Here is an 18,541-nt window from a genome sequence, read left to right on the forward strand (position 1 = left end):
TGTTCTGTCCGTCTAGATCAGGTCCATCGCGGCCACCTCGTCGGGACTGCCGTAGCTGACGGGCCCCTTGAAGCGGCGGCGGGCGGCGGCGAACCACCACACGGTGGCGATCACCAGGACGGCGACCAGGGCGATCGGCGCGTAGTTGAACGATTCGGCGGTGATGGGGGACGCCTGGGGGAGCATGAAGAGGACGTTGCTCAGCACGATCCACACCGCGGCCACGGCCGCCACCGGCCGGCCGAAGCGGCCCAGGTTCCAGGGGCCGGGCCGGAACTCGTCGCCCAGCCGCAGCCGGAGGAAGATCGGCACCCCGTAGGCCAGGAACAGGCCGACGACGTTGATGCTGACGACGGCGGTGAACGCGACGTGCGACCACCAGCCCGGCACCACGAGCACCAGGGCGCAGCCGGCCGCCAGCCACACGGCCTTGACGGGCGTGCGGGTGCGCGGGGAGACCGAGTGCCACAGGCGTGAGCCGGGCATCGCGCCGTCGCGCGAGAAGGCGAAGATCTGCCGGGTGTTGCTGGTCATGTTGGCAAGCCCGCAGAAGAGCATGGCGCCGATGACGACGAGCAGCAGCAGCTTGGCGGTGGACAGGCCGAGCGCGTCGATGAGGATCTGCACCGGCGGCGCGCCGGCGGCGGCCTCGGCCGCGTAGTCACGGATGGCATAGACCAGGGCGAGCATGAGGATCAGCCCGGTGAGGGCCGAGTAGCCGATGGCCCGCACGATGCCCCGGGGGGCGTTGACCGTGGCCCGCACGGTCTCCTCGGACATGTGGAAGCTGCCGTCGAAGCCGGTGAACGTCCAGCTGGTGACGAGCAGTCCGAGCATTCCGGCGTAAACCGCGTTGGAGAACCCGGTGTTGTTGGCGAAGTGGGTGACGAAGTCGGCGGACTGGTGACCGGAGGGCATCACGATCAGACAGGTGACGATGGTGACCAGGCCGATCAGCAGCCACCACACCGAGATCCGGTTGAGGATGGCGACCAGCCGCACCGTATAGGTGTTGGCGAGGGCCTGGACGAGGAGGATCGCCGCGGTGATGCCCACGGTCTGCTGCGCCGTGGGGTGGTAGGACGGCCACTGCAGCGCGATGAAGGACTGGATGAAGGTGGCGGCGGCGAAGTCGGTGGCGGCCGTCCCGCCCACCTGGCCGATGAAGTTGAGCCAGCCCGTGTACCAGGACCAGGCGCCCTTGCGCCGCTTGGCGAGCTTGCCGGCGGAGAAGTACAGCGCGCCGCTGGTCGGATAGGCGGAGGCTATCTCGGCCATGGACGCGCCGACGAACAGCACCATCACCGAGACGCCTATCCAGCCGAAGACCAGGACGCGGGGCCCGCCGGCACCCATGCCGAAGCCGAAGGACGAGAAGATCCCCGAGATGATGTTGATGATGGTGAACGAGATGGCGAAGTTGTCGAACGCCCGGAAGCGGCGGGTGAGTTTGCGCGGATAGCCCATGGCGTGCAGCGTCGCGTCGTCGTCCAGCGCGACGTGGGCGGCCTGTCTGCGGGCGTGAGCGGGGGAGGAGTGCTCCGACACGGGACGGCGGCTCTTCCTGCGAGACGGGACAGGGACGGCTTGCGGGGAGTCGGGTCAGGGCGGCACGGGCAGTCCGCAGCGGCGGCGCGCCCGGCTGAGCTGGTCCTCCGGCGCGCCGAAGGCGCTCCACGGCATGCGGGAGGCGTACGGGCCCATGGCGGTGAAGACCTTGCACGCCTCGGCGTGGCAGTCGGCCATGAACAGTGCGTGGGCCAGGTAGGCCAGGTCCAGGACGGGGGTGAAGCGGTACCCGGGGACCTCGGGGAACCAGTGCGCGTAGACGTCCAGCGCGAGGGTGCGCCAACGGCGCTGCCGCCAGGCGCGGATGGCGAACGGGTCGGCCTTGGGGTCGTAGTCCTCGACGAGGGTGACCAGCGGCAGCAGCCGCAGGGGCGAATGGGCCGGGGCGCGGTTGCCGAGGAACTCGGCCACGTCCCAGCGGGCGCTCGCCGAACCGCCGTGGCGGGCGAAGTAGAAGGAGAGGAACCGGTGGTGGGCCTCGCGGTTCCACGGGTCGAGCGTCAGGGCGCGGGAGAAGACCGACCACGGGCCGCGCGGCGCGGTGAGCAGGCCGCGCGGGGCGGGGTCCTGGACCGGCCCGGTGCGGGCGAGGGCCAGTTTCGCGACCCAGGGGGTGGGGTCCTGGGGGGCCATGCGCGCGGCCTGGTCGCAGGCCGCCTCGGCTATTCGTATCAGGGACGCGGTGCGCCGGTCCTCGGGCGGCATGCGCAGGGCGCGGAGCATCGCTACGCGCGCCCACAGCAGGGCCGCGTCCGCGCCCGGCTCCTCCGCCAGGCCGCGCTCGGCCAGGTCGGAGTCGGCCGCCATCGAGGCCAGCACCAGGGAGCGGTGGGCGCGCGTCGCGAAGTCGTCCCGCACCTCGTGGAGCGCGGTGTGCGCGCTCTGGTACCGGCCGGCCTGGACGTCGACGCACGCCTGGGCCAACTCGTGGTCGTCGGCGGCCGGATGCCACACGTACCGACCCTCGAACGAGCCAGCGACCATTTCACCTGCCACCTGTCGCAATAGTTGTCGCCACGGATACGGAATCACGCAACTCGGCCGTGCCGGGCGGCGAATGGATCCACCGCGTGGCCAGGGAGGCTCACGGCCAGTGAAGTACACCCTACTCAGGATCACCGGACGCGGAGGGCGATCCGGACGATCCAGTCCCGCATGCTTTCGATTTCCGTCGATTTCCGTGCCCAGGACGGATGTTCGGCAATCCGGGGGGTGAGGGGACGGGGGTGGGTGTGTCAGGTGCGGGGCGGCCCGGAGGGGCCGCGTCGTTTCAGCCCGTCTGGGGTTGCCCCCTCCGGGGAGCTTGAGGACGAACGCGGCGCGGCCGCGTTGCCCCGCGCGGAGCGCAAAGAAATGGTGAAAGGGCGGGGCAGGGGCAAAACTCCCCTCCACCGACAGCAGCCTGGGACGACACCGGAACCGGTGAACGGGCAGACGTCCGGCTTGACGCCCCGCCGTGGCCCGCCCGCCGACGGCACCACCCCGGCCCCCGCCGAAGGGCCACGTCGGACAGCGACGGCCACGCCCCGGACGGCGGCCTCCGGCCGCCCACCGCCTGGCCGGAGCGCAACGTTCCGTAAGACTTTACGTTCGCCCGCTGCACAAAAGGCCCTCCGGAAACGCCTTTACCGGCGTGAGGGGGCCTGCCGCAGCGGCTCCCCCTCCGCAACGGCGCGGCGGACTTCGGGGAAACGGCCGCCGCGCCCGGCTACACGATCACAGCGACCGGAGGGACCACCAGTTCCGTGAACCCACACCACACAGCTGACCTGCCGACCGCGGCGGCCCGCGCGCGCGTCCTCGGCGGCGACGCCCTCGCCCTGTCGCGCCGCGCGGCGACCGCCGGTGTCCGCATCGGCACCGGCGAACCGCGCCGCGGCCCGCGCCGGCGGCGGGGAGGCGAAAGGTGACGCCACCCTCCCGAGCCAGCACGTTTCCCGTGACCGGACTGCCCGCCGACTACCGGGCGTTCCACCAGCTCTACCGCGCCGCCTACGTGCACTGGGCCGAGCTCTACCTCGGCAACCGGCACGACGCCGAAGAGGCCGTCGACCAGGCCTTCGAGGACCTCTACTTCACCTGGAGCGAGGTCCTGGGCACCGAGAACCCCAACGCCTACGCGTGGGCCGTGGTCAGACACCGGACGATCGACTGCGCACGGGCCCGCGGCCGGCGCCCCGCCGTCATCGACACCGCGGCCTTCGAGACCGTCGCCCTGCGACAGGCGGCCGACCCCATCGGGGAGCTGGAACTCAGCATGTCGATCTACGAGGCGATCCGCGCCCTGCCCGCCCGCCAGCACGACGTCATCGTCCTGCACCACTGCCTGGGCTACAGCGTCCGCGAGACCGCCGACATCATGGGCATCACCGAGGGGGGAGTGCGCTCCACCGCCCGGCACGCCCGACACCGCCTGCACGACGCGCTCGGACTGGAGAGAGAAGAGGAGCACCGGTGACCGGAACACTCGACCACGTGCTGGCCAAGGCCCGTCTGGACCGGCGCCCTTACCCGATCGTGGAGGTGGACCGGGCCGAGGCCCGGCTGGCCGTCCGGTTGACCGAGCGCATGTGGCACGGAGCCCTCAACTTCGACGACCAGATGGAGCCGGCGCGCACCGCGGCCGTCCGCGCCGCCCAGCGCAACTACCTGCCCCACCGGGCCTTCTACCGCCATTTGCGCAGCCTGTGCAAGACAGTCGTCGCCCATGACCTGCACAAGCTCGGCACCCTCCTGGCCGACCGGCTGCTGGAGCCCGAGGGCGCGCTCGTACTCGGCTGCGTGCTGCAGCTGGCCGAGCGCGAGGACAGCGCCCGCTTCTGGTGGCAGTTCGGCGCCGGGGCGGACGACACCGGCGCCGCCTGCTGTCTGTACCTGCACCACATGGCGCTGGGCGAGCGCAAGGAGGCGGAACTGTGGCGCCGCCAGGCCGGGTTGGAGTCCCTGATGCCCGAGACGCCGGAGGAGATCGACCGCAACGACCTGAACATGGCGTTGCAGATGCTGGACGGGCTGCGGGACGGGGAGACGTTCTCGCCGGCGGCGTCGGCGGTGATCGCGTATGTGCCGGGGGCGCTGGGCTTCGTCGAGGAGGTCGATCTGCCGCTGCCGCAGCCGGATTTTCCGGAGCGGATCGGGGAGCTGACGGGGGTGCGCTGAGGGGCGGTGCCGCGGGTGGGTTTTGCCCCGGACCCTCCCCCAGAGGGGGCACCCCCACTTTCACCGTTGAGGACATCGCCCGCAGGGCGATGCGGGGCCGAGGGGCGCAGCCCCGGAAGAAACGGTGAAAGGGAGGGTCCGGGGCACAAAACCCAACGGCAAACCACCCGCACCGCTCACCCCAACGCCCGCAACCCCGGCACGAACGCCACCAGCACCGGCACCACCGGAACCAGCGCCGCCGCCGCCGTCAGGCGCAGCCGGCGCGCGGCGGTCAGGCGAGGGGCCGGCGCCAGCAGGCGGTGCACCCGCCCCGGCACCTGGGCCGCCCGGCCCGCGCAGGGGTCGAACACCCCACGGCTCTCGTTGAGTTCGACCAGCGCCAGCGCGGTGGTCAGCCGGCCGAACCGGCGGGACGCCACATCGTCCGCCGCCAGCTCCACCAGGTGGTGCACCCGGTCGCGGAACGCGGCGAAGACCGGCACCTGCGGGAAGCCGTTGGCCAGGGCGCCCGAGGAGTGCAGCAGCCAGTCGTGGCGGGCCCGCAGATGCCCCTGCTCGTGCGCCAGCAGGGCGTCCAGCTGGGAGTCGTTGAGCCGGCGCAGCGCACCCGTGGTGATCACCAGCTGGGGCGTCCGGTCGCCGCGCAGCAGCCACGCGTCCGGGCGCTCGGACTCCAGCAGCACCAGCCGGCCGTCGCCCGGCTCCTCACCGGGCAGTCGCGGCGAGCGGACGAGCAGGTCGGCCCGGCGCTGCCGGCGCGCGGCGCGCGAGGCGCGGATCTCCCGGGTCAGCATCACGGCCGTCCACACCGCGCCACATGCCAGGACGACGGCCAGGGGAGCGGCCCAGGATCCGTAGGCCCCGAGCGCGTAGGCCTCCACGACCGCGTGCGGCGCCGGGGCGAACACGTTGCCGCGCACGGCCTCCCACGCGGCGGCCGCGCTCAGCGACATGGCCAGCGCGCAGCACAACAGCACGGCCACGACGACGCATTGCCACACCCACAGCGCCAGCACGGGTTCGCGGTCGGGCCAGTCGGCCCGGGCCAGTACGCGCGGTGCCAGGGACGCGAGCAGCCCGCCGAGGGCCAGCAGCGCCAGCGGGACCAGCATGGGTGCCCTTCCCCTCAGAGTGATCCACGGCAGCGTGATGCACGGCAGCGTGGGGTTCTGTGGGTTCCGAGCGTAGTGGGCCCGGGGGCCGTCGTGCAGTGGGCCCCGCAGTGGCTCTCCACACGCGCCCGGTCCGGGCACGGGGCTTGTCCGCGCCGGCCGGCTGTGCTCGACGGCCCTCGGCGGCCGCCTCTCACATCATCAGCAGCATCGTGAGCATCCCCGTCCCCATGGATATCCGGCAGGCACCGGCCAGCTCCCGCCGGGCATCCGCCGGACCGACCGGCCCTGCCGGCCCCGCCGGCACGAGCGCGCCGGCCGACCGCACCACGTACCCCGCGAAGTACACCAGCAGCAGCCCCGTCAGCAGCGGTGCCCCGGCGTGATGGTGGTGATGGCCGTCGCCGGTCATCGCGAGGGCCATGTAGGCCATGGCGAAAGCGCCCACCGCGTGGTGCAGGTGCCCGGCCCGCCCCGGGCCGCGCCCGCGCGCGAACGCGCGGAACCCCGCGTACAGCCCGACTGCGGCGAACACCACGGCGAAGAGCCCCGCGCCCCACGGCCGCCCCGCCGTAGCCACGGCAGGCACCGCCATCACCGCCATGCCCAGCCCCATCAGCGCGTCCCCGCGCGCCGCCCGGCGCTCCCCCGCCGCGCCGGCCCGCGCCCGGTGCAGGCCGTACGCCCCGGTGGCCGCGGACAACGCCACGAGCAGCCATTCCACCAACGGCGATCCCTGCACGGCACACCTCCCCCCGGCGTACGTCCTCCCCGGAGGAGCATGCCCACCCCGCGCGGGTCGCACGGCAGCGCACGGGCGCACGGTGCGGACGAGGTCGCGCGCCCGTGCGCCCTCGCAAACGCCCGTGTCGAACAGGGCAGTTGGAGGATCAGACTCCGGGCCGGTGCCGCAGCGGATGGTCCTCCGGCACCTCCACCACGGCGATGCGCACCCCGTCCGGATCGGCGATCCACATCTCCACCAGCCCCCACGGCCGGCGCTCCGGAGACTCCAGCACCTCCACGCCGCGGCGCAGGAACTCCTCGTGCGCCGCCGCGGCGTCCGCCACCTGGAGCCACAGTTCGAGCCCCGGGGCGGGCGGCGCCGCGGACCGGCCGGAGAGCTCCAGGAACCCGCCGCCGAGGAAGTAGACGGTGCCACGGTCCGGCCCCGTCCCGAACTCCCGGTATACCGCGAGCCCCAGTGCCCCGCCGTAGAACGCCCGCGACCGCTCCGGATCGGTGGGCCGCAACAGCACCCTGCTGCTCAGTACGTGCACCATGCCGCCGACTGTACGCAGCAGGGCCGCCGGACGCTGCGGTTAGGCTCGGACCGGCCGGAAACGGCCCACGCACGACGAGGCCCCGCACGACGAGAAAGGACTCCCGGACCAGCATGGAAGCCAAGGAAGCCACGGAGACCGCACGCCCCGGAACGCCCTCCGCGCCGACGTTCCGCTTCGCCGCCGGGGACGACGCCCCCGCGCTCGTCCCCCTGATCGAGTCGGCCTACCGGGGAGAGGCCAGCCGCACCGGCTGGACCACCGAGGCGGACCTGCTGGACGGCCAGCGCACGGACGAGGACGGGGTCCGGGCCGTGGTGGGCGACGGCGCCAGCCGGGTGCTGCTGGCCGAGGACGGCGGCGAGGTCCTGGCCTGCTGCCACATCGAGCACCGCGGCGAGCACGCCTACTTCGGGATGTTCGCCGTCCGCCCGCAGCGGCAGGGCGGCGGCCTGGGCCGGGCGGTGCTCGCCGAGGCGGAGCGCGTCGCGCGGGCCGAGTGGGGCGTACGGGAGATGCACATGACGGTCATCCGGCAGAGGGAGGAGCTGATCGCCTGGTACGAGCGGCGCGGCTACCGGCGGACCGGGCGGATGAGCGCGTTCCCCTACGGCGACGAGCGCTTCGGCATACCGCGCCGCGACGACCTGGAGTTCGAGCTGCTGGTCAAGGGCCTCGGCTGAGGGTCCCCGGGGGCTGCCCGGCCCGGCTGTCGTCCGTCGGCGGCCGACGCGAGAATCCGTCAGCGGCCGACAGGAAAAACCGCGGCCGGACCCCCGGGTCCGCAGGATAATTTGCAGCAGCACCTCTTGAGGAGGAGAACCTCGCATGGATACGGTGTCTTAACGCCAGGTTCTCCCGAGGAGGGGTAGTCATGACGGAAATTCTTGCGCCGGGGGCGATAGCCACCGCCGAATCGTCGTCCGAGACGGCGACGGAGAGCGTCACCGGGCACCCCGCCTGGGCAGAGCTCAAGGACGCCGTGGAGACCATCCGGCCCTGGCAGTCCGCCGACGGGTCGATCGACCTCGGGGCCGAGGGCGCGCCGCCGACGGAGACGGTCCGCGCCGAGGCCGAGCGGGTCGCCGCCGCCGTCGAGCGCCTCTCGCCGCTCCTCCCGCACGACGCCGACTACCACGCCGCGCTCGTCTCGGACCTGCGGGCCTGGGCGGACGCCGGCTTCGGCGTGCCGGACTTCCTCGACTCGCTGCTGGCCTTCCAGCCCGCCGCCCACCGCACCGACGGCCGCCAGCACCTGGTCGTCTTCCCCATGTACACCCAGAACGGCAACCCCGACCGCAACCTCGAGGCGGTCGTGCTGCGCGTGGTGTGGCCCGAGTGGCTCTCGGAGCTGGAGCGCACCCGCTTCGACAACCCGCTCTTCCTCGGCATCACCTTCGAGGACTTCACCGCCGGGTACGACACCAACTCCGCGGTCCTCTTCCCCGAGACCGTCGCCGTCCGCCAGGCCCCCGAGCGCTTCACCTGGGGCGCCATCTTCTGCGACCGCGAGGCCGCCCGCTTCCGCCGCGTCACCGAGGCGGCCGTGGACGTCCTGGGCCTGGAGCTGCCCGCCGACATCGCCGGCATGCTCGGCGACCAGGAGCGCTGCCAGCAGGCGTTCGTCCTGTGGGACATGGTCCACGACCGCACCCACAGCCACGGCGACCTGCCCTTCGACCCCTTCATGATCAAGCAGCGGCAGCCATTCTGGATGTACGGCCTGGAGGAGCTGCGCTGCGACCTCACCGCCTTCAAGGAGGCCGTGAAGCTGGAGGCCGACGGCTACGCCCAGGGCCGCGACGTGCAGTACGCCGTGCTCTTCGACCGGATGTTCCGCTTCCCGGTCACCGGCGACCGGGTGCGCAACTACGACGGCCTCGGCGGCCAGCTCCTCTTCGCCTACCTGCACAAGCACGACGTCGTACGCTGGACGGACAACACCCTGCACATCGACTGGGACCGCGCCCCGCAGGTCACCAACCAGCTGTGCGGCGAGATCGAGAAGCTCTACCGGGACGGCATCGACCGCCCCAAGCTCGTCCACTGGTTCGCCGCCTACGAGCTCGTCTCGACGTACCTGGCCCCGCACCCCGGCTCCGTGTGGGCCAAGGGCGCCGAGGCCCTCGACCTCAGCCTGCCGCCGCGCAAGCTCGTGGACGACGTGCTTCCGGACGAGTTCCCGCTCAGCATGTTCTTCGAGGCCCTTGCCAAGAAGCTGCGCACCGTGATCGCCTCGACCAAGGGCATCACCGCACGGAGCGCCGCGAAGGCGGCGGCGTGAGCAAGGGGAACGAGGAGGCGACGACCATGAGCAATGCGACCAACGGCAACGGTCCGCTGGAAGGCCGCGTCGTGGCCGTGGCGGGGGCGGCCGGTCCGGCCGGCCGCGCCGCGCTGCTGCGGCTGGCCGAGGCGGGCGCGACGGTCGTCGCCGCCGACGCGGACGCGGCCCGCCTCGCCGAGGCGGTGGACGCGGCCCGCTACGCCCACGGCGGCGCCACGGTCACGGGCGACACCGTGGATCTGCTCGACCCGGACGCCACGCGCGCCTGGGCCGACCGCACGGAGAAGGAGTTCGGCCGGATCGACGGCCTCGTCCACCTGGTGGGCGGCTGGCGCGGCTCGGCGACCTTCGCCGAGACCGACCTGGCGGACTGGGAGCTCCTGGAGAAGCTGCTGATCCGCACCGTGCAGCACACCTCGCTGGCCTTCGAGGGCCCGCTGGCCCGCAGCGGCAACGGCCGTTTCGTGCTGGTGAGCGCGGCCGGCGCCAGCAAGCCCACCGCGGGCAACGCGGCGTACGCGGCCGCGAAGGCCGCCGCGGAGGCGTGGACCCTGGCCCTGGGCGACGCCTTCCGCAAGGCCGGCGGCGAGGCCGGGCCCCAGGCCGCCGCCACCGTCCTGATCATCAAGGCACTGGTGCACGACGCGATGCGCGCCGAGCGCCCGAACGCGAAGTTCGCGGGCTTCACGGACGTCAAGGACCTGGCCCAGGCCATCGTCGGCGTCTGGGACAGGCCCGCCCAGGAAGTGAACGGAACCCGTCAGTGGCTGACTCCTCAACCGTGAGCACGACCGACGCGATACGTCGGCACGACCCGAACTCCCGCGGCTTCGCCAGCGACAACTACGCCGGCGCGCACCCGGAGGTCCTCGCGGCGCTCGCGCTCGCCAACGGGGGCCACCAGATCGCCTACGGCGAGGACGTCTACACCGGGCACCTCCAGGAGGTGATCCGCGGCCACTTCGGGCCCACCGCGGAGGCCTACCCGGTCTTCAACGGCACCGGCGCCAACGTCGTCGCGCTCCAGGCCGTCACCGAGCGGTGGGGCGCCGTCGTCTGCGCGGAGAGCGCCCACATCCACGTCGACGAGTGCGGCGCCCCCGAGCGCGTCGGCGGCCTCAAGCTGCTCACCGTCCCCACGCCGCACGGCAAGCTCACCCCCGAGCTGATCGACCGCCAGGCATGGGGCTGGGAGGACGAGCACCGCGCCCAGCCGCAGGTCGTCTCGCTCGCCCAGACCACCGAACTGGGCACCTGCTACACCCCCGACGAGATCCGCGAGATCTGCGACCACGCCCACGAGCGGGGCATGAAGGTCCACCTCGACGGCTCGCGACTGGCCAACGCGGCGGCCACGCTGGGGCTCCCGCTGCGCGCCTTCACGACCGACGCCGGGGTGGACCTGCTGTCCCTGGGCGGCACGAAGAACGGGCTGCTGTTCGGCGAGTGCGTCGTCGTCCTCGACCCCGACGGGGTCCGGGCGATGAAGCACCTGCGCAAGATGTCGATGCAACTGGCGTCGAAGATGCGCTTCGTCTCCGTGCAGTTCGAGGCCCTGCTGACCGGGGACCTGTGGCTGCGCAGCGCCGCGCACGCGAACGCGATGGCCGCGCGGCTGGCGGAGGGCGTGCGGGGCGTTCCGGGTGTGGAGGTGCTGCACCCGGTCGAGTCCAACGCGGTCTTCGCACGGCTGCCGCACGATGTCTCGGAGCGCCTGCAGAAGCGGTACCGCTTCTACTTCTGGGACGAGGCGGCGGGGGATGTCCGCTGGATGTGCGCCTTCGACACGACGGAGGGGGACGTGGACGGCTTCGTGGCCCTGCTGAAGGAGGAGATGGCGCGGGTGTAGCCGCCTGAAACCGCGCTTTGCGCGGTTGTCCTCAAACGCCGGACGGGCTGAAATTCAGCCCGTCCGGCGTTTGAGGACAGCGCCCGAAGGGCGCTTCGGGGTCCGGGGCAGAGCCCGGAAGAAACGGTGAAAGTGGGGGTGCCCCCTCTGGGGGAGGGTCCGGGGCAACCCCCCCACCCCTCACTACGCCCGCGTCACCAGCTCCTCCGGCGTCGGCGCCGTTCCGCCCAGGTGGGCCGGGATCCACCACGTGTCGTCCGGGCCCTTCGGGCGCATGGGGTAGGTGCGCTGGGCCGACTCCAGGAGTTCCTGGACGCGGGTGCGGAGGCGTTCGGTGATCTTTTCCGGTGACTCCTCCGGGCCGGCGGGTACCGGTGCGCCGACCCGTACCGCCACCGGGATGTGGTTGCGGCCCAGGTCCCGCTTCCGGCCCTTCGTCCACAGGCGCTGCGTGCCCCACAGTGCCATCGGCAGCAGCGGCACCCCGGCCTCCTGTGCCAGCCGCGCCGCGCCGGACTTGAAGGTCTTCAGCGTGAACGAGGGGGAGATCGTCGCCTCGGGGAACACTCCGATGATTTCGCCCGAACGCAGCGCGTTGAGCGCGTGGTTGTAGGCGCCCGTGCCCGCCGACCGGTCCACGGGGATGTGCTTCATCGCCCGCATCAGCGGACCGGAGACCTTGTGCCGGAAGACGGACTCCTTGGCCATGAAGCGGACCAGCCGCTTCGACGGCCGTGCCGCGAGCCCGCAGAAGAGGAAGTCGAGGTATCCGATGTGGTTGCTCACCAGCACCGCCCCGCCGCGTGGTGGGACGTGCTCGGCCCCCTGGACGTCGATGCGCAGGTCTGCCGCCTTGAACAGGGTGCGGACGGCACCGATCACCGGGGGGTAGACGAGTTCTGCCATGTCGGAAACATCCTTCGGGGGGCCTGGGGAGAGTGCTCCCGCTGAAGTTACCGCTGAAGCTACGCGGCCGTAGGGTGGCGGCTTCCGGCAGATCGTGCCCGAATGTCCGGCCCGCGGGCCAGTCGCAGGCGGGTCTCCGATGGGAGATCCTCGTCACGTGGACCGTTTTGTCCGGTACGGGCGTCCATGGCGGAGCGGGGCCGGGGGATGCTGGGCGGTGAAGGCGGCGGAAGGCGGAAGAGGGAACGGCGTGCGGGACCACGGTACGGCGGCGCGGCTGAGCGGCGCGGAGATCGGCACGGAGCTGGGGGAGCGGGCCACGCTCGTCCAGTTCTCCAGCGCCTTCTGCCAGCCCTGCCGGGCGACGAGACGTGTCCTCGCCGACGTCGCCGCGATGGTCGACGGCGTCGCGCACGTCGAGATCGACGCGGAGGCGCACCTCGATCTCGTCCGGCGCCTGGACGTGGCCGCGACCCCGACCGTGCTCGTCCTCGACGCCGCAGGGCGCGTCGTGCGCCGGGCGGTGGGGGAGCCGCGCCGGGTGCACGTCATCGCGGCCCTCGGCGAGGCCGTGTCCTCGTGATCCGTCTCCCATCCGCGCCCCGGGCCTTGACGCCCTTCCCCGCCGGTCGCCAAGGTGGCGCCATGTGGCCTGGAACGCCTGGAAGCCCCACGCGGGGACGCGCACCCGCGGCCGAGTCGACGGCCGTGGCCCGGCGCTGTCCGAGTCCCTGAGCGACCGCGTCCGCCCCGCCCGGATCCCCGGCTTCCCCACAGGAGAAGGACCGTTCCATGCCGGCCTCGCCCGAACTCGGCACCACACACACCCTCGTCGCGGGTCCCGAGCTGCTGCGCTCGGTCTTCCGCCGGCACGCCGCCGGCGTCGCGGTGATCACGGCGGAGCGGGGCGGCCGGCCCGCCGGCTTCACCGCCACCTCCCTCACCTCCGTCGCCGCCGAGCCCCCGATCGTCTCCTTCGGCATCGGCACGGGCTCGTCCAGCTGGCCGGTGCTCGCCGAGGCCGTGCACGTCGGCGTCCACATACTCGCGGAGGAACAGCGGGAGTTGGCCGCCACCTTCGCCCGCAGCGGCACCGACCGCTTCGCCCCGCCCACCCGCTGGACCACCGGCCCCGAAGGGGTGCCCCTGCTGGAGGGGGTGCTCGGGTGGCTGGTGTGCCGGGTGGTGGCCCGGGTGCCCGCGGGCGACCACCGGGTCGTCCTCGCCGAGGCGGTGGCCGGTGACGCCGGTGACACCGCGGAAGCGGGCCGTCCGCTTCTCTACCACCAGGGGCGCTTCAACGCGTTGCGCGACTGATCCGTCCCCGCCGCACCCGATGGCCGCGCGTTGGACAAATCACAGTTCAGCGGCCTTGCGTTCGGGTAACGCGGTCGATGTACTGACGAGTAACATTCCGGTCGGGGGCACCGCCCGAAGACCGGGATCCGCCCCCCGAAGGCGCCTATGCTGCCTGTCAAGGCAGCTACGAAATGACGATGCAGTAGGAGAGCCGGCGTGAGCTTGAGGATCGTTGTCACCGTGAAGTACGTGCCCGACGCCACCGGCGACCGGCACTTCGCCGAAGACCTGACCGTCGACCGCGACGACGTGGACGGCCTGCTCTCGGAGCTCGACGAGTACGCGGTCGAGCAGGCGCTGCAGATCAAGGAGGAGGCGGACGACGCCGAGGTGACGGTCCTGACCGTCGGCCCCGAGGACGCCACCGACGCCCTCCGCAAGGCCCTGTCGATGGGCGCCGACAAGGCCGTCCACGTCGAGGACGACGACCTGCACGGCACCGACGCGCTCGGCACCTCCCTGGTGCTGGCCAAGGCCCTCGAGCACGTCGGCTACGACCTGGTCGTCTCCGGCATGGCCTCCACCGACGGCGGCATGGGCGTCGTCCCGGCGATGCTGGCCGAGCGTCTGGGCGTCCCGCAGGTCACCCTGCTCTCGGAGGTCAAGGTCGAGGGCGGCAAGGTGACCGGCCGCCGCGACGGCGACGCCGCCAGCGAGCGGCTGGAGGCGTCCCTCCCGGCCGTCGTGTCCGTCACCGACCAGTCCGGCGAGGCCCGTTACCCGTCCTTCAAGGGCATCATGGCCGCCAAGAAGAAGCCGGTGGAGACCCTGGACCTGTCCGACCTCGGCATCGAGGCGGACGAGGTGGGCCTCGACAACGCCTGGACCAAGGTCGAGGAGGCCGCGGAGCGTCCGGCCCGCACGGCCGGCAAGATCGTCAAGGACGAGGGCCAGGGCGGCAAGCAGCTGGCCGAGTTCCTGGCGGGCCAGAAGTTCATCTGACTCCGAGCCCGTCCTCCTCAACCGCCCGCACACTTTCCGCAGGAGCAACGCCATGGCTGAAGTCCTCGTCTACGTAGACCACGTGGACGGTGCCGTCCGCAAGCCCACCCTCGAACTGCTCACCCTCGCCCGCCGCATCGGCGAGCCCGTCGCGGTCCACCTCGGCGCCGGTGCCGACGCGGCCGCGAAGACGCTCGGCGAGTACGGCGCAGTCAAGGTCCTCGCCGCCGACGCGCCCGAGTTCGCCGACTACCTCGTCGCGCCCAAGGTGGACGCGCTCCAGGCCGCGTACGAGGCCGTCTCCCCGGCCGCCGTCCTCCTGCCCTCGAACGCCGAGGGCAAGGAGATCGCCGCCCGCCTCGCCGTCCGCGTCGGCTCCGGCATCATCACCGACGCCGTCGACCTGGAGGCCGGCGACGAGGGCCCGGTGGCCACGCAGTCCGTCTTCGCGGCCTCGTACACCACCAAGTCCCGCGTCACCAAGGGCACCCCGGTCATCACCGTCAAGCCCAACTCCGCCGCCCCCGAGGCCGCCCCGGCCGCCGGCGCGGTCGAGCAGCTCGCCGTCACCTTCGGCGCGCAGGCCACCGGCACCAAGGTCGTCTCCCGCACCCCGCGCGAGTCCACCGGCCGCCCCGAGCTGACCGAGGCCGCGATCGTGGTCTCCGGCGGCCGCGGCGTCAACGGCGCCGAGAACTTCCCGCTGATCGAGGCCCTCGCCGACTCCCTCGGCGGTGCCGTCGGCGCCTCCCGCGCCGCCGTGGACGCCGGCTGGTACCCGCACACCAACCAGGTCGGCCAGACCGGCAAGTCGGTCTCCCCGCAGCTGTACATCGCCGCGGGCATCTCCGGCGCCATCCAGCACCGGGCCGGCATGCAGACCTCGAAGACCATCGTCGCCATCAACAAGGACGAGGAAGCGCCGATCTTCGAGCTCGTGGACTACGGCGTGGTCGGCGACCTCTTCGAGGTCGTCCCGCAGCTGACCGACGAGATCAAGTCCCGCAAGGGCTGAGGCTCCCGACGGGACCGACGGACGACGGGGCTCCCGCGCGCGGCGGCGCGCGGGAGCCTCTTCCGCATGCCCCGGACCCGGGTGTAACTTCAACGAACTGTTGAGGAAGGGGTGGTGGGCGATGACGCGGCATCCCACGACGTTCGGTCCCGGCCTGACGGCTCGTCTCGGCGCGTCCCTCGCGGCCGTCGACGCCGAGCTGGCCCGCCGCTACCCGGGCGACGCGGGCACGCGCCAGCCGGTGCACACGGTCTACGTCCCCGCGGACGCGGTCCCGCCCGGCCTGGTCCGCTCCTGGGGCGATCGCGCCCTCGCCGCGCTCGACGAACACGCCCCTTCGGCAGGCGCGTTGGCCGCCGCCCTCGGCCTCCCCGCCGAACTGGCCGGTCCCGTCCACGACCGCGTACGGGCCAAACTCGCCGCCGAACCGGTCGAGGACCTGCGCATCGACTTCGAGGACGGCTACGGCCGCCGCTCCGACGCCGAGGAGGACGAGGCGGCGGTCCGCGCCGCGGAGTCGGTGGCCGCCGGGACGGGCGCCCCCTTCGCGGGCATCCGCGCCAAGTCCATGGAGGCCGCCGTCCGCGACCGCGGCATCCGCACCCTCGACCTCTTCCTCACCACGCTGATCGCGGCGGCGGGCGGCCTGCCCGACGGGCTCGTCCTCACCCTCCCCAAGGTCACCCACGCCGAACAGGCCGCCGCGATGGCCCGCCTGGCCGGGGAGTTCGAGAGGGCCCACGCTCTGGAGCCCGGCCGCATCCGCTTCGAGGTCCAGATCGAGACCACCCAGGCCGTCCTGGGCCCCGACGGCCGGGCGACCGTCGCCCGCCTCCTCGACGCGGGCGAGGGACGCGTATCGGCCCTGCACTACGGCACGTTCGACTACAGCGCGGCCTGCGGCATCGCCCCCGCGCACCAGTCGCCGGACCACCCGGCGGCGGACCACGCGAAGGCGGTGATGCAGGTCGCCGTCGCGGGCACGGGCGTCCGGCTCTCCGACGGCTCCACCAACGTCCTGCCGGTGGGCCCGCGCGAACAGGTCCACGCCGCCTGGCGCCTGCACCACGATCTGGTACGGCGATCGCTGGCCCGGGCCTACTACCAGGGCTGGGACATGCACCCGGGGCATCTGGTGAGCCGCTACGCCGCGGTGTACGCGTTCTACCGCGAGGGACTGCCGGCGGCCGCGGAACGGCTGGTCGCGTACACCGGCGGCGAGCAGGGCCGGGTGCTGGACGAGCCGGCCACGGCACGGGCGCTGGCCGGGTACGTGCTGCGCGCGGTGGACTGCGGCGCGGTGGACGCGGAGGAGGCGGCCCGCCTGACGGGGCTGGGACGGGGGGAGTTGGAGGGACTGGCGGGGCGGTGAGACCGCCGTTCGTCCGGCCGCCCGGTGCGCCGCGGAGCGGAAGCTTTCGCTCCGGAGGGGCGCCCGGGACGTACTTCGCGCCGCCGCGCGCCTACGCCGGTTCCACCCCCAGCGCGTGGGTGAAGACGTTCCGCGGGTCCCAGCGGGCCTTCACCGCCCGGAGCCGGGCGTAGTTGTCCTTGTAGTAGAGGGTGCTCCAGGGGGTTCCCGAGCTGTTCCACTCGGGGTCCGCCAGATCGGCGTCGGGGTAGTTGATGTACGAGCCGTCGCAGTTGCCCGCGCCCGGTACGGGAACGCCGCCGGTCTCGGCGTAGAAGTCCCGGTAGAAGGCGCGGACCCAGGCCAGGTGCGCGGCCTCCTCCGCGGGATCCGACCAGGCGGCCACGTGAACGGCCTTGAGGACGGAGTCGCGTTGCGCGGTGGCGGTCGCGTCCGGGGCGACGGCGTTGATCCTTCCGCCGTAGGTGTAGAGGCCGAGCGCTCCTCCGACGACCGGGGAGTCGGACCGTGTGAGGTGGTGGTACGCGGCCGCGATCTGCCGGTCGGTGAGCCGCCCGCGCAGGTAGCCCGACTTGGGCTTCAGCCGGTACGGGTTCTCGTCGATCGCCGGGCCGCGCAGCGTGGCGGTCAGCCACGGCAGCCGCTCCTGCCGGACGGTGAAGGGGGCGCCGACGCCCTGGTTGATGGCGGTGACGTAGTCGTCGAGCATCCGCTGCGCGGTCGCGTCGCCGACCGAGATCCGGCCGTCCATGACGCTCCTGCCCGCGAGAATCCGCAGCAGGTGGAGTTCGCTGTCGAGCCGGGAGAAGGGGGAGCCGGGGGAACTGTGCTCCTCGCTCCACAGGCCCTGGTTGCGCACCAGGCGCGCGAAGGCCGCCTCGTCCATTCCCCGCCAGTCCCAGTCGGCGTGGAAGTTCAGCACCGAGGCGGGCGGCGTGGGCAGGAGCCGGCCCGGGTCGTCGCCCGTGGCGTCCGGTGAACGGAACCAGTAGCGGGTGGCCACGCCGAAGTTCCCGCCTCCGCCGCCGGTGTGGGCCCACCACAGGTCGTGGTGCCGGTCGGTCGGCTCCCGGGTGGCGACGACGCGCCGGGCCGTGCCGTTCCGGTCGACGAACACGACTTCCACCGCGTGGAGATGGTCCACGCTCAGCCCGGCCCAACGGCACAGGGGCCCGTAGCCGCCGCCGACGACGTGACCGCCCGCGCCGATGTCGGGGCACCAGCCGGCGGGGACGGTGACTCCCCACCGCAGGAACAGATCGCGGTACAACTGGCCGAGCGTGGCCCCGGCTTCGACGGCGAAGGCGCGGAGCCGGGGGTCGTAGGAGACCGTCGTCATGCAGGACAGATCGATGACCACCTGCACGGAAGGATCGTCGACGAAGCCTTCGTAGCAGTGTCCGCCGGAGCGGACCGCCATGCGCTTGCCCTTCCGGACGCCCTCCTGGACGGCCCGCACCACATGGTCGGTCGTCCTGGCCACCCAGAAGTGCTCGGGCGTGCCCCGGAACCTCAGGACTCCGCGACTCCTCAGCGATGCGTAGCGCGGGTCGTCCCTGGTCACCTTGGCCGGCCCCGGTGGCGTGCACGCGGGGCCGGACGGGGCCGGCGTGGGTCGCATGGTGCACCATCCCTGGTGTGATGGGGGATCGCCCGCTCCCGCGGGGGAGAGGGTGGCAGGTCAA

The 18,541-nt window shown here is 72.7% G+C and carries 19 protein-coding genes; 12 read left to right on the forward strand and 7 right to left on the reverse strand.

Translation table 11 applies throughout. The annotated features are described in order from the left end of the window. Positions 1–12: 12 nt before the first annotated feature. Complete coding sequence (locus I5Q34_RS22980) at positions 13–1,467, reverse strand: amino acid permease (RefSeq protein ID WP_199894334.1); 1,455 nt, start codon at positions 1,465–1,467, stop codon at positions 13–15. A 135-nt stretch (positions 1,468–1,602) separates the two neighbouring features. After that, the gene (locus I5Q34_RS22985; protein ID WP_199894182.1) at positions 1,603–2,553 is read right to left on the reverse strand and encodes a hypothetical protein; all 951 of its coding nucleotides are present in this window, start codon (positions 2,551–2,553) and stop codon (positions 1,603–1,605) included. 761 nt (positions 2,554–3,314) lie between these two features. Between I5Q34_RS22985 and I5Q34_RS22990 the strand changes: the two genes are divergently transcribed. Genes I5Q34_RS22990 through I5Q34_RS23000 form a run of 3 tightly spaced genes read left to right on the forward strand, consistent with a single transcriptional unit; the run spans position 3,315 to position 4,728 of the window. Continuing rightward, positions 3,315–3,479 (forward strand): hypothetical protein, encoded by a 165-nt coding sequence (locus I5Q34_RS22990; protein WP_199894183.1) that lies wholly within the window; start codon positions 3,315–3,317, stop codon positions 3,477–3,479. Between the two features lie 29 nt (positions 3,480–3,508). Further along, positions 3,509–4,027 carry an RNA polymerase sigma factor gene (locus I5Q34_RS22995; protein ID WP_199894184.1) on the forward strand — a complete coding sequence of 173 codons (519 nt, stop codon included), beginning with the start codon at positions 3,509–3,511 and terminating at the stop codon, positions 4,025–4,027. Further along, positions 4,024–4,728: a hypothetical protein gene (locus I5Q34_RS23000; protein ID WP_199894185.1), complete on the forward strand. Its 705-nt coding sequence runs from the start codon at positions 4,024–4,026 to the stop codon at positions 4,726–4,728. The genes I5Q34_RS22995 and I5Q34_RS23000 overlap by 4 nt, the downstream gene beginning before the upstream one ends. Positions 4,729–4,904: 176 nt before the next feature. Here the strand turns inward: I5Q34_RS23000 and I5Q34_RS23005 are convergent, their stop codons facing one another. From I5Q34_RS23005 to I5Q34_RS23015, 3 genes are all read right to left on the reverse strand, one after another. Then, positions 4,905–5,843, reverse strand: a complete 939-nt coding sequence (locus I5Q34_RS23005) for a M56 family metallopeptidase (protein ID WP_199894186.1) — start codon at positions 5,841–5,843, stop codon at positions 4,905–4,907. A 193-nt stretch (positions 5,844–6,036) separates the two neighbouring features. Next, entirely contained in the window at positions 6,037–6,567 is a 531-nt protein-coding gene (locus I5Q34_RS23010) for a DUF5134 domain-containing protein (RefSeq protein ID WP_374193048.1), read from the reverse strand. A gap of 166 nt (positions 6,568–6,733) precedes the next feature. Then, the gene (locus I5Q34_RS23015; RefSeq protein WP_199894187.1) at positions 6,734–7,126 is read right to left on the reverse strand and encodes a VOC family protein; all 393 of its coding nucleotides are present in this window, start codon (positions 7,124–7,126) and stop codon (positions 6,734–6,736) included. A gap of 113 nt (positions 7,127–7,239) precedes the next feature. Here I5Q34_RS23015 and I5Q34_RS23020 point away from each other — a divergent pair, with 113 nt between their 5' ends. From I5Q34_RS23020 to I5Q34_RS23035, 4 genes are all read left to right on the forward strand, one after another. Next, entirely contained in the window at positions 7,240–7,809 is a 570-nt protein-coding gene (locus tag I5Q34_RS23020) for a GNAT family N-acetyltransferase (protein WP_199894188.1), read from the forward strand. A 191-nt stretch (positions 7,810–8,000) separates the two neighbouring features. Then, a complete protein-coding gene (locus I5Q34_RS23025; RefSeq protein ID WP_199894189.1) occupies positions 8,001–9,410 on the forward strand; it encodes a DUF6421 family protein in 1,410 nt (469 codons plus the stop codon). Between the two features lie 26 nt (positions 9,411–9,436). After that, the gene (locus I5Q34_RS23030) at positions 9,437–10,198 is read left to right on the forward strand and encodes an SDR family NAD(P)-dependent oxidoreductase (protein ID WP_199894190.1); all 762 of its coding nucleotides are present in this window, start codon (positions 9,437–9,439) and stop codon (positions 10,196–10,198) included. After that, positions 10,177–11,262 (forward strand): low specificity L-threonine aldolase, encoded by a 1,086-nt coding sequence (locus tag I5Q34_RS23035; protein ID WP_199894191.1) that lies wholly within the window; start codon positions 10,177–10,179, stop codon positions 11,260–11,262. Before I5Q34_RS23030 ends, I5Q34_RS23035 begins: the two co-directional genes overlap by 22 nt. 183 nt (positions 11,263–11,445) lie before the next feature. Here the strand turns inward: I5Q34_RS23035 and I5Q34_RS23040 are convergent, their stop codons facing one another. Next, a complete protein-coding gene (locus I5Q34_RS23040; RefSeq protein WP_199894192.1) occupies positions 11,446–12,168 on the reverse strand; it encodes a 1-acyl-sn-glycerol-3-phosphate acyltransferase in 723 nt (240 codons plus the stop codon). 250 nt (positions 12,169–12,418) lie between these two features. On the opposite strand from I5Q34_RS23040, the gene I5Q34_RS23045 reads away from it, so the two are divergent. The 5 genes from I5Q34_RS23045 (at position 12,419) to I5Q34_RS23065 (ending at position 16,856) form a co-directional block, all read left to right on the forward strand. Then, complete coding sequence (locus tag I5Q34_RS23045; protein WP_277965403.1) at positions 12,419–12,751, forward strand: thioredoxin family protein; 333 nt, start codon at positions 12,419–12,421, stop codon at positions 12,749–12,751. A 209-nt stretch (positions 12,752–12,960) separates the two neighbouring features. Next, positions 12,961–13,485, forward strand: coding sequence for a flavin reductase family protein (locus I5Q34_RS23050; protein ID WP_199894194.1), 525 nt, complete (start codon positions 12,961–12,963; stop codon positions 13,483–13,485). A gap of 198 nt (positions 13,486–13,683) precedes the next feature. Continuing rightward, positions 13,684–14,469 (forward strand): electron transfer flavoprotein subunit beta/FixA family protein, encoded by a 786-nt coding sequence (locus tag I5Q34_RS23055; protein ID WP_199894195.1) that lies wholly within the window; start codon positions 13,684–13,686, stop codon positions 14,467–14,469. Between the two features lie 52 nt (positions 14,470–14,521). After that, a complete protein-coding gene (locus I5Q34_RS23060) occupies positions 14,522–15,484 on the forward strand; it encodes an electron transfer flavoprotein subunit alpha/FixB family protein (RefSeq protein WP_199894196.1) in 963 nt (320 codons plus the stop codon). 121 nt (positions 15,485–15,605) lie between these two features. Next, the gene (locus I5Q34_RS23065) at positions 15,606–16,856 is read left to right on the forward strand and encodes an aldolase/citrate lyase family protein (RefSeq protein ID WP_199894197.1); all 1,251 of its coding nucleotides are present in this window, start codon (positions 15,606–15,608) and stop codon (positions 16,854–16,856) included. Positions 16,857–16,947: 91 nt separating this feature from the next. On the opposite strand, the gene I5Q34_RS23070 is transcribed toward I5Q34_RS23065, so the two are convergent. Next, positions 16,948–18,477, reverse strand: coding sequence for an FAD-binding oxidoreductase (locus I5Q34_RS23070; protein ID WP_234429201.1), 1,530 nt, complete (start codon positions 18,475–18,477; stop codon positions 16,948–16,950). Between the last annotated feature and the right edge of the window lie 64 nt (positions 18,478–18,541).

The sequence above is a fragment of the Streptomyces sp. AV19 genome (assembly GCF_015999245.1).
Lineage (GTDB): Bacteria > Actinomycetota > Actinomycetes > Streptomycetales > Streptomycetaceae > Streptomyces.

What these genes read in the sequence shown, in the direction of transcription:
- I5Q34_RS23020 (WP_199894188.1), top strand. Translation starts at nt 7,240, where the DNA reads ATGGAAGCCAAGGAAGCCACGGAGACCGCACGCCCCGGAACGCCCTCC.
- I5Q34_RS23040 (WP_199894192.1), bottom strand. Translation starts at nt 12,168, where the DNA reads ATGGCAGAACTCGTCTACCCCCCGGTGATCGGTGCCGTCCGCACCCTG.
- I5Q34_RS23070 (WP_234429201.1), bottom strand. Translation starts at nt 18,477, where the DNA reads ATGCGACCCACGCCGGCCCCGTCCGGCCCCGCGTGCACGCCACCGGGG.
- I5Q34_RS23030 (WP_199894190.1), top strand. Translation starts at nt 9,437, where the DNA reads ATGAGCAATGCGACCAACGGCAACGGTCCGCTGGAAGGCCGCGTCGTG.
- I5Q34_RS23025 (WP_199894189.1), top strand. Translation starts at nt 8,001, where the DNA reads ATGACGGAAATTCTTGCGCCGGGGGCGATAGCCACCGCCGAATCGTCG.
- I5Q34_RS23060 (WP_199894196.1), top strand. Translation starts at nt 14,522, where the DNA reads ATGGCTGAAGTCCTCGTCTACGTAGACCACGTGGACGGTGCCGTCCGC.
- I5Q34_RS23005 (WP_199894186.1), bottom strand. Translation starts at nt 5,843, where the DNA reads ATGCTGGTCCCGCTGGCGCTGCTGGCCCTCGGCGGGCTGCTCGCGTCC.
- I5Q34_RS23015 (WP_199894187.1), bottom strand. Translation starts at nt 7,126, where the DNA reads ATGGTGCACGTACTGAGCAGCAGGGTGCTGTTGCGGCCCACCGATCCG.
- I5Q34_RS22985 (WP_199894182.1), bottom strand. Translation starts at nt 2,553, where the DNA reads ATGGTCGCTGGCTCGTTCGAGGGTCGGTACGTGTGGCATCCGGCCGCC.
- I5Q34_RS22980 (WP_199894334.1), bottom strand. Translation starts at nt 1,467, where the DNA reads ATGGGCTATCCGCGCAAACTCACCCGCCGCTTCCGGGCGTTCGACAAC.
- I5Q34_RS23065 (WP_199894197.1), top strand. Translation starts at nt 15,606, where the DNA reads ATGACGCGGCATCCCACGACGTTCGGTCCCGGCCTGACGGCTCGTCTC.
- I5Q34_RS23050 (WP_199894194.1), top strand. Translation starts at nt 12,961, where the DNA reads ATGCCGGCCTCGCCCGAACTCGGCACCACACACACCCTCGTCGCGGGT.